General features: G+C 59.5%; 12 protein-coding genes. 6 read left to right on the forward strand and 6 right to left on the reverse strand.

All coding sequences use genetic code 11. The features are described 5' to 3' along the window. The first annotated feature begins 32 nt into the window (after nucleotides 1–32). Both OGV19_RS27170 and OGV19_RS27175 read left to right on the forward strand, forming a co-directional pair. On the forward strand, nucleotides 33–2,420 hold the full coding sequence (locus tag OGV19_RS27170) for a TonB-dependent siderophore receptor (protein WP_264311480.1): 2,388 nt from the start codon (nucleotides 33–35) through the stop codon (nucleotides 2,418–2,420). A gap of 129 nt (nucleotides 2,421–2,549) precedes the next feature. Then, complete coding sequence (locus OGV19_RS27175) at nucleotides 2,550–3,140, forward strand: TetR/AcrR family transcriptional regulator (RefSeq protein ID WP_264311481.1); 591 nt, start codon at nucleotides 2,550–2,552, stop codon at nucleotides 3,138–3,140. A gap of 16 nt (nucleotides 3,141–3,156) precedes the next feature. On the opposite strand, the gene OGV19_RS27180 is transcribed toward OGV19_RS27175, so the two are convergent. Beyond that, nucleotides 3,157–4,665 carry an MFS transporter gene (locus OGV19_RS27180; protein WP_264311482.1) on the reverse strand — a complete coding sequence of 503 codons (1,509 nt, stop codon included), beginning with the start codon at nucleotides 4,663–4,665 and terminating at the stop codon, nucleotides 3,157–3,159. 92 nt (nucleotides 4,666–4,757) lie between these two features. Continuing rightward, nucleotides 4,758–6,557 carry an ABC transporter ATP-binding protein gene (locus OGV19_RS27185; RefSeq protein WP_264311483.1) on the reverse strand — a complete coding sequence of 600 codons (1,800 nt, stop codon included), beginning with the start codon at nucleotides 6,555–6,557 and terminating at the stop codon, nucleotides 4,758–4,760. A gap of 196 nt (nucleotides 6,558–6,753) precedes the next feature. Between OGV19_RS27185 and OGV19_RS27190 the strand changes: the two genes are divergently transcribed. After that, entirely contained in the window at nucleotides 6,754–7,788 is a 1,035-nt protein-coding gene (locus OGV19_RS27190; protein WP_264311484.1) for an alpha/beta hydrolase family protein, read from the forward strand. Here OGV19_RS27190 and OGV19_RS27195 read toward each other — a convergent pair. Next, nucleotides 7,766–8,386 carry an FMN-dependent NADH-azoreductase gene (locus OGV19_RS27195; protein ID WP_264311485.1) on the reverse strand — a complete coding sequence of 207 codons (621 nt, stop codon included), beginning with the start codon at nucleotides 8,384–8,386 and terminating at the stop codon, nucleotides 7,766–7,768. The genes OGV19_RS27190 and OGV19_RS27195 overlap by 23 nt on opposite strands. Further along, nucleotides 8,383–8,832, reverse strand: a complete 450-nt coding sequence (locus tag OGV19_RS27200) for a GNAT family N-acetyltransferase (RefSeq protein ID WP_264311486.1) — start codon at nucleotides 8,830–8,832, stop codon at nucleotides 8,383–8,385. Before OGV19_RS27200 ends, OGV19_RS27195 begins: the two co-directional genes overlap by 4 nt. Before the next feature lie 91 nt (nucleotides 8,833–8,923). On the opposite strand from OGV19_RS27200, the gene OGV19_RS27205 reads away from it, so the two are divergent. Then, entirely contained in the window at nucleotides 8,924–10,321 is a 1,398-nt protein-coding gene (locus tag OGV19_RS27205) for a MocR-like pyridoxine biosynthesis transcription factor PdxR (RefSeq protein WP_264311487.1), read from the forward strand. Between the two features lie 231 nt (nucleotides 10,322–10,552). Here OGV19_RS27205 and OGV19_RS27210 read toward each other — a convergent pair whose 3' ends face one another. After that, nucleotides 10,553–11,440, reverse strand: a complete 888-nt coding sequence (locus OGV19_RS27210; protein ID WP_264311488.1) for an SDR family oxidoreductase — start codon at nucleotides 11,438–11,440, stop codon at nucleotides 10,553–10,555. 114 nt (nucleotides 11,441–11,554) lie between these two features. Between OGV19_RS27210 and OGV19_RS27215 the strand changes: the two genes are divergently transcribed. Beyond that, a complete protein-coding gene (locus OGV19_RS27215) occupies nucleotides 11,555–12,472 on the forward strand; it encodes a LysR family transcriptional regulator (RefSeq protein ID WP_264311489.1) in 918 nt (305 codons plus the stop codon). Between the two features lie 48 nt (nucleotides 12,473–12,520). On the opposite strand, the gene OGV19_RS27220 is transcribed toward OGV19_RS27215, so the two are convergent. Further along, on the reverse strand, nucleotides 12,521–13,465 hold the full coding sequence (locus OGV19_RS27220) for a LysR family transcriptional regulator (RefSeq protein ID WP_264311490.1): 945 nt from the start codon (nucleotides 13,463–13,465) through the stop codon (nucleotides 12,521–12,523). Between the two features lie 94 nt (nucleotides 13,466–13,559). Here OGV19_RS27220 and OGV19_RS27225 point away from each other — a divergent pair, with 94 nt between their 5' ends. After that, nucleotides 13,560–14,876: a D-serine ammonia-lyase gene (locus OGV19_RS27225; RefSeq protein ID WP_264311491.1), complete on the forward strand. Its 1,317-nt coding sequence runs from the start codon at nucleotides 13,560–13,562 to the stop codon at nucleotides 14,874–14,876. Nucleotides 14,877–14,898 lie beyond the last annotated feature (22 nt).

Consider the following 14,898-nt stretch of genomic DNA (forward strand, 5'->3'; position numbering starts at 1 on the left):
GCCAGTCCGCCAGCACTCCACGGAGCGAGAAAATGAGTTCGACCCCACAGCGCCATCCATTGAATCGAGCCCTGCACGGCGCCTTCCTGGGGCTGGTTGTCAGCAGCTATGCATTGCCATCGCTTGCGCAACCGGTGCCCGCTGATCACAACAGCCCGCTACAGCAGTGGAACATCCCGGGTGGCCCGCTGGCGCCGGCACTCGACCGCTTTGCGCGCCAGGCGGGCATCAGCCTGTCTTACGATGCGCAGAGCATCGGCAACCGCACCACCCAAGGCGTGCAGGGCACCCTCGAAACGCCGGCAGCACTGTCGTCATTGTTGCAGGGGACCGAGTTACAGCCGGAGCAGCATGGCACGAATGCCTACCTGATCATTGCGCAAACCAAGCCTTCCGGCCCGCTCGAACTTGGCGCGACCGAGGACTATCGGCTGGCGCCTGTCATCATCAATGCCAAGGTCAAGGCCAATGCTGACGACGACGCCGACTCGGTGGTCGCCAAGGAGCTTTGGGTCGGTGGCAAGGTCGCGACCAGTATCCTCAACACGCCCGCGTCTGTGTCTGTCGTTACCCGCAAGGAAATGGAGCAGCGCAGCGTCAGCACCACCGAAGAAGCCCTGCTCTACACCCCAGGCGTTATCAGCGACTTCTATGGCTCGGACGATCGCAACGACTACTTCCAGATCCGCGGCTTCCAGGCCACCACCTACCGTGACGGCCTGACCCTGAGCTCGATGCGCGGTGTGCGCGAAGACCCTTACGCCTACGAGCGCATCGAGATTCTGCGCGGCGCCAACTCCACCCTGTTCGGCCCGGCCGACCCCGGTGGCTCGGTCAACTTCGTGACCAAGCAGCCGCGCTTCGAGCAGTTCGGCCAGGGCTATGTCACGTATGGCTCCTACGATCATGCCGAGACTGGCATCGATGTGGGCGATGCCCTGAACGACGAAAAAACCGTGGCCGGTCGCTTCACGGCCAAGATGCAGAACAGCGACCGCGAGTACGACCACTCGCAGGACGACAACCGCTTCGTGATGGGTGGCCTGACCTGGGCGCCGACCGACTACACCTCGGCCACGGTGATTCTGGACTACCTGAAAACCGACAGTTCGCCGAACAGCGGTGGTTATCCACTGGACAAGGAATACGACCGCAGCGATTTCTACGGTGAGCCCAGCTACAACTTCCACAACGTCGAGCGCACCAGCCTCAGCGGCAACATCACCCACGATTTCGACAACGGTTTCGTGCTGCGCAGCAACCTGCGTTACAGCGAGTTGAGTGATGACTTTGGCTACGCCTACCTGAGTGATAGCCCGTCGCGTGTTGGCACCACGATTCCACGCTACGTGTTTGGTACCGACAGCGACGCCGATCAACTCAACGGCAACCTCATGCTGCAATACGATGCCCAGTTCGAGCACATCGACAGCAGCACCCTGGTGGGGGTGGAGTATCTCGACTCGACCACCACGCAAAGCTCCGTCTACGGCCTGGCGCCTTCCATCGATATCGCCAACCCGGTCTTCACCGGCGTGCCTGGCGGCATCACGCCCTATACCCGCAAGAAGAACGACGCCACGACCAAGGCTGTTTTCCTGCAACAGAACCTGTCGTTCTACGACCGCTTGATCGCGACCGCAGGTGTGCGCAATGACGCCATGGACCTGTCCAGCAAGGAATACATCGGCGGCGCTGCGAGTGAAAACGACAGCTTCTCTGAAACCTCTTACCGCGGTGCGTTGACCTATATCGTCAACGATGAGGTTTCGACCTATGTGAGCATGGTCGAATCTGTTTCGCCGCCTCAAGTGGGCGTTACACCGCAGACGGGTCGGCAGTACGAAGTGGGCGTGAAGTATTCGCCCATGGGGATGGACGCATTGTTCTCCGCTGCCATTTATGACCTGACCCAGGAAAACGTCACCATCGCCGTGGTGCTGCCGAGCGGCATCATCGAGCAGCAGACAGTTGGCGAGTCGCGCGTACGCGGCCTCGACCTGGAGGCCAAAGCGCAAGTGACGCAAGACATCAGCGTGATCGGCGCTTATTCGTATATGGAGTCCGAAGTGCTGCGTGGGGCGCTGTATGACGGTTCGTCGCTCAAGGGTAAAGAATTCACCACTGCACCGAAGCATTCTGCTTCGCTGTGGAGCTACTACAGCATCCCTGATACTGACGTGAGCGTTGGGCTGGGGGCGCGGTATGTGGGGGCTTACTACATGGATGCCGCCAACACCAAGAAAAGCGAGGGCACAACGTTGTTTGATGCGGCGTTGAATTACCAGATTGCCAAGGGGACTGACCTGGCGCTGAATGTCAGCAACCTGTTTGACGAGCAGCATGTGGTGGGGTCGGGGACGGCGAATTATTACAACCCAGGGCGGGAAGTCACTGCCAAGTTGAGTTACAGCTGGTAATACAAGGCATCCGCAGGTTACAGGTTCGCTTCGCCCACAGCCTTGTGTGTGAGGTTTTTCAAATGAGAGACTAAGTAGTCGATCTAATCCGTGCGATTGCAGGTCGGCACCTGCAACCACGGAGAACACATGAGAAAGGTCGACCCTGAGAAACACCAGGCCAAGCTGCAGCAAATCCTCGGCGCCGCTGTGGCGTGCTTTGCCGAGAAAGGTTTTCGAGGCACTTCGACCAACGAGATCTGTGCAGCGGCGGGCATGAGCCCAGGCAACCTGTTCCACTACTTCCCCAACAAACAGGCCGTGATCGAGGCCATTGTGGAGGAAGACCGGCGTGAAATGAGCGAACGCTTCGCCCAACTTGCCGAAGAGCCCGATGCCATTCGGGCTATCGAGCAATTGGCAAAGGGCCTGCTCAAGCAGTGCGCCGACCCTGTCTACGCCAAGATCGGCGTCGAGGTCGTTGCCGAGAGCATGCGCAACCCCGAGATGGCAACCTTGGTCGCTGCCAGCGAGGCGTCGATCAAGGGCGATCTGGTTACGCTTTTGCGGCGGGGCATCGCCCAAGGTCAGATTGATGCATCCCTGGACCCGAAGATCGCTGCTACATGGCTCATCGCGCTCATTGACGGTGCAGTCTCCCGCTCCGTGCTGGACCGGGACTTCAAGCTCAAAGCCTATGCGCCAACGCTGATGCGCATGATCCGGCGCTTTCTCGAATAAGGCCTTGCACCCTGTTCTACCGCGTGCAGGCCGGCTGCTGCATGGCCCCCGATTGGGCGTGCTGGCGGACCACGCGTTGGGCCGCAAACAGGGCGAACAGGGGCGCCAATGCGAACACGCCAAACAGCCAACCTGCAGCGCTTGCCGTGCCCACGATACCGCCTGGGTCAGTAAGCCCGGCAAGGTTTGCCACCATGCCGGCCAGCGCTGCGCCGAGCGCAGTGGCGAACAGTTGCACGGTGGTGATGGACGCCGCAGCCAAGTCCTGCTCGCCAGCCGACGCGACCTGAAACACGCGGGTTAGCAAATGCGGCCACGCCAGGCCCACTCCCAACCCGATGGCTACCAGTGCGAGGCAGATCGGCGTCATGCTTTGCCAGCCACCTGCACTTTCGGTTCGCATCAAAACGGCAAGTGTCACCATGCCAGCCAACCCAAGGATCGGGCCGGCGAGGATGGCGCGCCTGATGCCGTTGCCACTTGCCCCGGCACTGGCAAGGGACCCCAGCGTCCACCCGGCTGCCATGAGCGCGGCGAGATAGCCGGCGGCGAGGGGGGATTGATGGTGGAGCACCTGGAGGAACAGCGGCACGAAAATCTCGCCACTGGTCACGGCGACGGCCAGCAGCGACATCGTCGCATACAGTGCCCCCAGCGCCGATGTGATGCTGAATGCACCTGTTGGCAGCAGTCGGTGACGTGAGCGGCTTTCGGTCCCTATCAGCAAGGCTGTGAGGATAACGGCGGCGCCAAGGCCGGCGATGTTCCAGAGCACGCTGGGCGAGACGCTGCCGGCTGAAACGGCGAGCACTGCCGACGTCAGAAACACCAATTGGACCAGTGGCAGCGGCGCGCGGCCTGAGCGTTCAGCGCTGCGTTTGGGCAGCACGATGCCAGCCAGCAGCGCAAACAACACGGCGACCGGGATAAGCGACCAAAAAGCGGCGCGCCAGGCGCCAAGCTCAGCGAAGATACCGCCGACTGCTGGGCCCACCAACGTCGCCACCCCCCACATGCCCGAGACCAGCGCCATCGCCCGTGGCCACAGGGCTTCAGCGAAAACCAGCCGGATCATGGCGTAAGAAAGGGCGAACAGAAAACCGCCGCCGAGCCCCTGAACAAGGCGGCCGGCCAACATGATCGGCATCGATGGGGCAAACGCACACAGCAGGGCGCCGCTGGCAAACACCAGCGTGGCGACGATGTAGGCGCCACGCGGCCCCGCACCGCCCAGCAACCTCGCCGACAGTGCCGAGCCGAGGATGGAAGCGGCGACGAACAGCGTGGTATTCCATGCGTAATAGTCGATGCCGCCGATGTCCCTGACCACTGAAGGCAGAATCGTGGTCGCAATGTAGACGTTGATCGCATGGAGCACGACGCCCCCGGCCAATGCCAGCGAGCGCACGCCATTCGCGCCTGACAGCAGGTCAGCCCAGCCCGCACTGGCCGGGCGGTTATCCACAGGCGCTGCTGCTGACTCGGATTGCGAGCTGGTGTCAGGAGAGGCGTGATGCTTGTTCATGTCGGCTCCACTTCGTAAGTTCACCCGCCGCGGCGAGCAGGGTTTGCGAAGGCAAACCGACAACCCTTATAAAACCTCAGGTTAAGGTGAGGTCAAGCGGCATTTGCATTCATGTTCGCGATGAGCCCGGCATAAACCCCGTTGAGGTGCTCCAGCTCGGTGTGCGTGCCGCATTCAACAACGCGGCCATGCTGGAGAACGACGATCTGATCAGCATGCCGAATGGTGGAGAGGCGGTGTGCAATGGTGATGGTGGTTCGACCTTTTGACAGGGCCGCCAGGGCCACTTCCATGGCGCGTTCGGTTTTTGTGTCCAACGCACTGGTCGCTTCATCGAGCAGCAGGATCGGCGGGTTGCGCAAGATCGTGCGTGCGAGCGCAAGGCGCTGCTTTTCTCCCCCCGAGAAGCGGTATCCGCGATCGCCAACCAGCGTGTCATAGCCTTGGGGCAAGGCCGACAGGCTGTCGTGGATTTGCGCGATCTTGGCCGCCGCGATCAACTCTTCATCGGTGGCGTCGGGTTTTGCGAAGCGAAGGTTTTCCGCCACGGAGGCGTAGAGCAGATAGGGTTCCTGGGTGACGACGCCCAGCATATCGGTCACTGTTTCAAAACTCAGCGTGCGCACATCCACGCCGTCATAGCGGATTTCACCGGCCGAAACGTCGTAAAGGCGCGCCAGAAGGTACCCCAGCGTGGTCTTGCCCGACCCTGTGGAGCCTACGATGGCGACGCTGGAGCCGGCTGGAATATCGATGGATACATCCGACAGCGTCGGTTGCAGGTTAGCTGGGTAAGAGAAACTGACGTTTCTCAGTTGCACCGCGCCTTGCATGTGCTGCCGATCCAAGGTGATGGCATCGGGTTTTTCGGTGATTTCTACGGGCTGGTCGAGATACTCGAAAACGCGGGTGAACAAGGCGCGGGTGGTGCGCATTTCACGGCCGATCTCCAGTAACCCTTCCAACGGCCAGAGCAACTGCTCCTGCAGCGCGATCATTGCCACCAGCGTGCCGATCGTGGCCGGAGCCCCCGCATTCATCAAAAAGCCGCCCAGCAACAGGGTGAGTGCAGGGAACATCGACAACATCAGCAGGATCAACTGCCACTGCCACTCTCCTGCGGTGTGGGAGCGCACTTCCAGGCTTGCGACCTCTTTCGAGGTACGCGTGAAGCGTTGGGTCAAATGTGCAGCGCGCCCCAGGGTACGCGCCAGGATCACACCCGAAATCGACAGCGACTCTTGAACCGCTGCAGACATATCGCCAAGGCGCACCTGCTGTTCGTGGGTAATGGTTTCGCGCAGCTTGCCGACGCGGTCGCTGAGCAGCAGGGAGATCGGCACCGCAATCATTGAAAACAACGCAAGCCGCCAGTCGAGCAGAAACATGGCGATGGTGGTCATCACCACGATGCTGAAGTTACGCGCCAACTCGTTGGCGGTATGGGTGACGAGTGTTTGCAGGCCGCCGATATCGCTGGCGATACGTGATTGGATTTCGCCAGAGCGTGTTGCCGTGAAGAACGACAACGAGAGCGATTGCAGGTGTGAGTAAAGCCTCACACGCAGGTCATGCATGATCGACTGGCCGATCTTCGTCGACATCACAATTTGCAGCGTGCTCAGCCCGGCAGTCAAAGCGGCAACACCAATCAGCCCACCCGCCAGGTACACCAGCAGGCGCATGTTCGCCTCGGGTAACGCCTCGTCAATAATCGCCCGCAGCAGGAAAGGAGAAGCCATGCCGATCGCCGAGCACACCAGGATCAGGCAGATGACCCGCGCAATCTGCATTTTGTAGGGGATGAACAACGCGATGATCCGGCTTGCCGAGACATGCTTGGCTGCAAGGTCATGGTAGGTGTCGGCTTTTGCTTTGCCATGTTCAGTCATGTGTATTCCGGCCCTGTAGGCGCTGAATGGTTGCTCACCCTCGGTGAGCGTTGCTTGTATCGATTTCCCTGAGCCGAGGCCGCAACGGCGCTCTGGACGCTCCACTCGGCGCGAGTGTATTCTAGACTAAGTGCTTAGTCTATAAATCGCAAAGGGATGAGCCGAGCGGCTTGTTCCGGTGCAAGGGGAGGTTGGAGTGGCAAGAAAATTCTGGATTCTGGCTTTGGCAGGTGGCGTTTCGGTGCTTTTAGGGCTGGCTGTATTTGTGGTGCAGAACGTAGCCGACTTTGAGCTCGACGATGCGCGGGTCTCGACCTTGAGCTTTCGCTCAGGTGAAGCGGATTTAGTCGGAACCCTGCTACTGCCGACGCATGTGCAATCAGCGCCTGTGGTGCTGATCATTCACGGCGACGGCCCTATGGACCGCTTCGCATCCCGTGGGTATTTGCCGCTTATCAATAGCCTGCTCGACGCTGGGGTAGGGGTGTTTACCTGGGACAAACAAGGCATAGGGGAGAGCAGCGGCAATTGGCTCAACCAGTCGATGTCAGATCGCGCTGCTGAAGCCCTGGCCGCACTGGCTCGCGTGCGCAAGGAACCTGGCGTTGCTGTGCATAAAGTAGGTTTTCTGGGGTTCTCTCAAGGTGGCTGGGTCATACCGCGAGCGGCCAGTGAAGGTGACCCAGACTTCTCGGTGATCATCGGCGGGGCGGTAAACTGGCGGCGCCAGGGCATCTACTACACCCGCTTGCGATTGGCAGACGAGGGGCTTACTCCAGCTGAAATTGACGCGAGGGTGCGTGCGCAATACCGACAGAACGACAAGGTGTTCGGCCATTTGAAAGCACAACACGCCCCCCATGCTTTTCCTGAGATGGACCGTGACCATTTCAACTTCGTCTTGAAAAACTACAACGAAGACGTGACGGCAGCCTTGAAAACCATGAAAGGGCCGGTGCTGGCGGTGTGGGGTGCGCAGGATGTGAATGTCAATACAGACGAAGACTCGAGCGTCTACCGGGCGCTCTTTACGGGTGTCAGCGGAAGGCAAGTGGTTGTCGTCCCCAACGCCACGCATAGCCTGTTGCGAGCAGGGTTATTCAATTATCAGTTGGTCTCGCAATGGCCCCTATGGAAGGAGTATTTGTTCGTGGCGCTTGGGCGTCGCGCCTATGCGCCCGGCACTTTGGCCTTCATCAGTGACTGGATCAAGCGCCCAGCAGGTCTTTGAACAGAGGCTCCTGTGACAGCCGAGCACGGGTATCTTCAAGCGCTAAACGCACGGCCGCATCACCGAACACCAAGCCCTGAAGGTAGGTGAAATGTGGATTGAACAGGCCTAGCGTACTCAGTACCTGGCGCAGGTAAGGCGTCAGAAAGTCCGGTTGCCGCGCTGATTCGCCTTGGTGAAAGCCACCTGAGCCCACCAGCACGTACACCGGACGGTCTTTCAGGAGCCCGGTCTTGCCCTCCGGGCCTGAACGGAATGTCCGGTGAATACGCAGCACGTAATCGACCCAGAGCTTGAGTGCGGCGGGCAGCGTGAAGTTGTGCATCGGCGTGGCGATGAGCAGGATATCGCTGCGTTCCAACTCGCCGATCAGTGCTTCCGAGAGCTCGAACACCGGTGACTCGAACGGCGTGGGGGTAGCCAGGGCGTGGGCGTAGTCCCTATCGAGCGGTGGCAGCGGATACTTGCCCAGGTCGCGTTCGACCAGTTCGAGCTGCGGATACCGACGGCGCAAAGACGCCACTAATTCCAGTGCCACCTGGTTGGCATGGGAGACGTGGCCATGCGGGCTGGCATTGATCAAAAGCACAGTGTTCATGATGGCTGATTCTCTGTTTGAAGGCGCTGGGTGAAGTGCATGCCGTGAGCCAGCAATCCCTGGCGAAAATAGAAACGTTGGGCCAACGGCATGTGCAGCCCGGTGTCCAACACGAAATGGGCGCAACCGCGCCGCACCGCCTCTTCGCGAACCGCGCCAAGCAGCCGCGCCCCCAGGCTACAGCGCTGCACGTCGGGCCGCACCACCAAGTCGTCTACGTAAAGGAAGCGCCCGTAGAGCAGGTTTTCCAGCTCGCGGTAGCCGGCCAGGCCGACAGCCTGTTCACCGTCCAGCGCGGCCAGTAGGCGGTAGCCTTGTTGAGTTTGCCGAGCCAGTTGCTCCACATAGCTGTCGCGATCGGTGACATGCGGGCGCAGTACCTGCATGAGATCGAAGCTCGCCTGAAAGCCATCCCGGTCTTCGAGGTGTTGCAGTGTGTAAGGCATAGCCGTCGTCCACTGTAGGAGTGATGGCTGACCTTAATGCGCCAATGACTTAAGCTACAGGGCCGAAAAGTGCATAAACGACTGGGCCAAGATGCTTCCCTTCACGCTGGACCGCAGCCAGTCAGAGCCGATCTATCGTCAGCTCTATCACCGCTTCCGTGAGTCCATCGCCGACGGCCGCCTGCGCCCGGGCGACCGGGTACCTGCAGTGCGCGCGTTGGCGGCGGAGTTGAACCTGGCGCGAGGCACGGTGGAGGCGGCTTACCAGTTGCTGATAGGGGAGGGCTACTTGATCGCCCGTGGCGCCGCCGGAACGGTGGTCACACCGCACCTGCCCCCCGTATCCACCCCTACGCCCCGCGCTCCAGTGGCCTCGGCACAGTACCAGCCCACCCATTGCGGTGAGCTGCCGTTGGCCCTGCAAATGGGGTTGCCGGCGCTGGATGCCTTCCCCCGCAAGCTCTGGACAAGGTTGGCAGGCCGCCAACTGCGCCAGGCAGGCCTTGAGGGGCTTGTCTACCCCGACCCGCGAGGGCATGCCCCTTTGCGCGCGGCCATCGCGGCCTACCTGGGCATTTCACGGGGTATTACCTGCCACCCGGAGCAGGTGTTCGTGTGTGCAGGTTATCGCGCGTGCCTGGACCTGATCAGCCACACACTGATGCGCCAAGGCGACGCCTGCTGGCTGGAAGAGCCCGGCTACTTCATGGCCAGGAATGCCCTGCTGGAAGCCGGTGCGCAGCTGGTGCCGGTCACCGTGGATGAGGACGGGCTCGACGTCGCGCAGGGCATCGCCCGTGCCCCGGATGCACGCTTTGCCGTGGTTACGCCGACCCACCAGAGCCCACTTGGCGTGTCTTTGTCATTGCCGCGCCGGTTGGCGTTGCTGGACTGGGCCAACCGGCGCGGTAGCTGGGTTATCGAGGACGATTACGACAGTGAGTACCGCTATCAGGGTAAGCCCTTGCCCGCGCTCAAGAGCCTCGACCAGCAGGGGCGCGTGCTTTACACCGGGACCTTTAGCAAGGTGCTGTTTCCGGGGTTGCGTTTGGCTTATCTGGTGGTGCCGGCGGAGCAGAGCGAGGCGTTTGCTCGCCAGGCGGACCGGTTGCATAACCACTGCCCGCAGGTGCTGCAGGCGACTGTCAGTGCGTTTTTGCAGGAGGGGCACTTTGCGCGGCATCTGAAGAAAATGCGCAGCCTTTATGGGGTTCGGCGGCGGTGGTTGGTTGAGGCGCTGGGGGCGCAATTTGGGGGGCGTTTGCTGATCGACCCTCAAGCGGGGGGGATGCACCTGGTTGTAGGGCTTCGTGAAGGTGATGATGTTGAGATTGCGCAGCGTGCTCGCGCCCTGGGCATTGCTGTTGAACCGCTTTCACGGTGGTACCTGGAGGCTGAACCCAAGCAGGGGCTGGTGCTTGGGTTCACCAACATTGCCAGTGCTGAACAGGCATCGAAGGTGGCGGTTCGATTGGCGCAGATGCTCTAGGTTTTGTACGAAAAGTATGGTCATCCATCGCTGTGGGAGCGGGCTTGCCCCGCGATCTGCCGCAACGCGGCAGCAAAGCCTGAATTCGCGGCGTCTTTGACACTATTTGATATCAGGTACAGGAGCGCTTCGCACTCCATCGCGGGGCAAGCCCGCTCCCACAAAACTTTTCGTACAGAGCGTAGGGCTGCTTAATGGCCAGAGTGAGAGTCACTGCTACCGAGCCAGCGCTCAGTAGGCAAATGCGCTGCGATGCTTGTGTATGAACGCCTTCCAGCGAACAGGCTCGCGGCCGGTAATCTGCACAAAATTGTCAAACGTCTCTTCAACCCCTGGAATGGCCCGTGCGGCAATGCGTTTGAAGTTATCCGCCACACATTGCATGTACGCCATCTCGGCACCGGCTGCGCGCATGTTCTGCAGAAACACAGCCGGTGAAAGTGCTTCGTAGCGGAAGGGTTGCCCCAATAACTCGGTCAAGATTGTCGCGATTTCGTCGTAGGATTTTGCGTCGTAGCCCAGCCGATAGGTTTTCCCAGCGTGGGTGTCGGGGTGTAGCAACGCCTGGCCAGCAACTGCGGCGACGTCATCGCCATCGACCCAACTGAACGGTGCATGGCCGGTATATTGCTGAATGACGCCAGCGTTCACCGCTTGGGTGCCGTCGTAGCTGAGTAGGTTCTGCATGAAGGCTTCCGGGCGTAGATGGGTAAACGTGAACCCCGCCCATTCAATGTAGCGCTCCACAAACTGATGCCAGGCCCAATGCCCCACCGTGGTGTCGTCACGTCCGCACGCGCCCAGATGCACGATGTGTTTCACCCCGGCCTGTTTCGCGCTATCGAGAAACGCCTTGCTCTGGCGCAGCATGTCCACGGTGTAGCCAGTGACCAGAAAGGCCCGGTCGATGCCTTCCAAGGCAGGGGCCAGCGTCTCTTCTCGATCAAAATCCAGCATGACCGTGCGAATACCCCTGGCTGCAAAAGCCTCGGCTTTGGCGGCTGAACGCACGGCTGCCACCAGCGTGATGGAGTCGTCGGCCTGCAGCTCGCGCAGCGTGGCGCTGCCAATCTGGCCGCTGGCGCCAGTAATAAGGACCGTCGGTTTGTGCAAAGACATGAACATACCCTTGTGGTGATGAATTCAGTGATTGCCAGCTTACCGATGAAAACAGGTCGGATTTACGATACGTTTTACCCAATGAAATGAACCAAATTCATCAATAGGAGGTTTATGTTTTCTTCCGAGCGCTTGAAAGGCATCGATGTATTTGTCTGTGCTGCGGATGCCGGCAGCTTCAAGACTGCTGCCGAGCGCATGAATTTGACGGGGTCGGCCATCAGCAAAAGCATTGCCCGGCTGGAGAGCAGGCTTGGGGTTCGGTTGTTCAATCGCACAACCCGCAGTTTGGCACTGACCGACGCCGGCACAGCGTTCTATCGCACGTGCACGGGTGTGCTGGGCAGCCTTGAAGAAGCAGAGTTGTCGCTGCACGCCGAGCACAGCGAGCCTCGCGGCAGGCTGCGCATCGACCTACCTGCGGCCTTCGGCCGTTTGCAGGCACTGCCGGTCATTCTGCGGTTCGCCCAGGATCACGCCTTGCTGCTGCCGCACATTTCGTTTTCTGACCGCTTCATCGACCCGGTCGAAGACGGCGTCGATATCGTCGTACGCGTTGGCGGCTCTGATGTCTGGCCGCCCGCACTGGGGCATCGCTACTTAGGCTGCGAGCGGCATATCTTTTGTGCGTCACCGGCCTATTTGAGCAAGCACGGCACGCCTTTGCATGACCGCGACCTGGAGCGTCACCACTGCATCGCCTACGGCCGAGCAGATGGAACGGTCAGCCCTTGGCGTTTTTCGGGAAGCCGGCCCGGCGAGACCGAGCGCAGGGTCATGCCCGCCCGCTATGTGTTGGGCGACGGAGAGGGCCAGGTAACGGCGGTACTGGCGGGATGTGGCATTGCACAGCTACCGACGTGGTTGATCAGCCGTCAGCTTGAGGACGGTACGTTGGTGGAGGTGCTTCCGCATTTGGCTACCGAAGGGTTGGCGATCAATCTGGTGTGGATCAAAAGCCGCCAGATGCTGCCCAAGGTCAGTGCTTTGCTCGACGCGCTCACCGCTGGCCTGGTGCTGCCGGGGCGGTGAAGGGGGCAGGTGTGGCACATTGGGGCTCGTGATCCAAGGTCCAATCGGTCAGGCGAGATTGAGAATGGCTCGCCTGTCACTCACAAACTGTTTGCAGGCGGCCTTTAACCATTCAGCAAAAATGTGTACGCGCTGGTCCTCATCGCCTCGGCGTAGCATGACATAGCGCGCAGGTGCGATGACCTGCTTTTTGAATGGGTCAATTAAACGCCCACTCATCAAATCATCATAAACCAGTGCAGCACGTCCCATGGCGATACCCTGCCCATTCAACGCTGCGCTGATCGCCAAACTGGAGAGGTTAAACTGAGGCCCCTCTATCGAACCTTGATAGTCTGGCATATGGGCGCCCAGCCACGTTCGCCACTCGATATATTCGGGCGCATCCATCCAAGGCGAAGCATCGTGTAGTAAAACGGCGTTAGCCAGCGAGATGTGGCCATCTACTTGCAGGTGCTCCTTGACATAGTTGGGCGTCGCTACCGGGATGAGGTATTCATCCATAATGAAATCCGCGTGCAGATAACTATAACTGACCGGGTCAAACCGGATGGCGACGTCGATGTCTAACGCATCCATCATATGCTTGTCTAATGACTGGAACTCCGCTTTGAGCCTCACAGAGATATCGGGCTCCTGACGATTGAAGTCCGTCAGCCGGGGCATAAGCCATTGCAACGTGAAGGAGGGAAGGCAATTTATTTGCAAGGGGGCGTTCAGCAGGCTGAGGCGGTTTATCGTTTGCTGCAACTCGTTAATGAGCCGAGAAGTCACTTCTATGAGCACAACGCCCTTCGACGTCAGCTCCAGCCCCCGGGGGTGACGCACGAATAACGGGTATCCGAGCCTGTTCTCCAGGTGTCTAATTTGTTGGCTAACTGCACTTTGCGTCAAGTTCAGCTCTGCGGCAGCGCGCGTGAAACTCAGCAAACGCCCCGACGACTCAAAACACCTGAGACCGCCTAACAGTGAGGTGTCCAGATTCGTACCCATAAGCCCACCTAATACCACCCTTAGAAACCATCGCTACCGACAGGCTGCCGATAGCCCTAGTATCCGTTGAAAACTATCCTATCGGGAACCGACGATGCACTGTGCAAAATTGGATGCAATTCTAGTAGAAAAACTTGTGGCAAAGCAGCCCCTGCTATGGTGCAACCCCCACCTGGCGGCGGGCGACCCCGGCTCCAATTCAATAGACCCTCGTGTTGACGAAGCGCGAGCGCGGCTTGATCGATGTGGCCCGCTGCTGGTGCAACTGTTCCCGGAACTGGTGACCAGCAAGGGTGTCATCGAATCTGCGCTCATGCCTGCCCGCCCATTCCAACAGGCAACGCTCCCAGGGTGCGAACAGCCTGGCCACTGGTTCATCAAGCGAGATGACCAGTTGCCAATCGCTGGGTCGATCAAAGCACGGGGCGGCTTCCATGAGGTGCTCGCTTTTGCAGAGAAGGTGGGAGCAGCGCAAGGCCTTTTTGCGCAGGGAGAAGATCACACAGTTCTGGCAAGCAAGAGAGCCAGAGCCCTTTTTTCACAGTACTCAGTGACGGTAGGCAGTACTGGAAACCTAGGCCTCAGTATTGGCGTGATGGCAGCCGCACTCGGTTTTGATGCAGTGGTCCATATGTCGGCAGATGCAAAGGCGTGGAAGAAAGACCGCCTTCGTAACCGTGGGGTTCGGGTGGTTGAGCATGAGGGGGACTATGCCGAGGCCGTAGAGGCTGGACGCGCTTTAGCACTGCAATCGGATAAATGCCATTTTGTCGATGATGAACGCTCACCCCTTCTATTTTTTGGTTATGCCGCCGCCGCCGCTCGGCTTGCAGAACAACTCGCCGAGCAGGGGCGTCCGGTAGATGCTGACAATCCACTGTTCGTCTATCTACCCTGTGGCGTAGGGGGCGCACCAGGCGGGATTACTTATGGATTAAAAGGCCTGTTCGGTGAGCACGTGCATTGCTTCTTCGCAGAGCCTGTTGCTTCACCTTGCGTATTAGTTCAGTTGGCGTCTGGCAGCGATGACCCCGTTTCTGTGTACGACATTGGCCTGGATAATAAAACGGAAGCCGATGGCTTGGCGGTCGGACAGGCTTCAGAATTTGTCTGCCCCTTGATGCGGAAACAGCTTTCTGGGGTATTCACCGTAGCGGATGATGATCTCTATCTCCAACTACTTGCACTGAGAGACTCGATGGGTGTCGAAGTCGAGCCGTCCGCTGCAGCAGGGTTTTCAGGGCCAGACTGGATAATTAACTCAGCAGAGGGTAAAGCTTACGTCAAACATCACGGGATTAATCTAAATAACGTGACACATGTGATGTGGGCTACCGGTGGGTCTCTCGTGCCGCCAATTGAACTTCATGGGTTTATCACTAAAGCCGAGCGCATCAAGAGCCAGATGTAAGGCGCTCGCCACACCTTTGTTA

The organism is Pseudomonas putida (assembly GCF_025905425.1).
Classification (GTDB): domain Bacteria; phylum Pseudomonadota; class Gammaproteobacteria; order Pseudomonadales; family Pseudomonadaceae; genus Aquipseudomonas; species Aquipseudomonas putida_AF.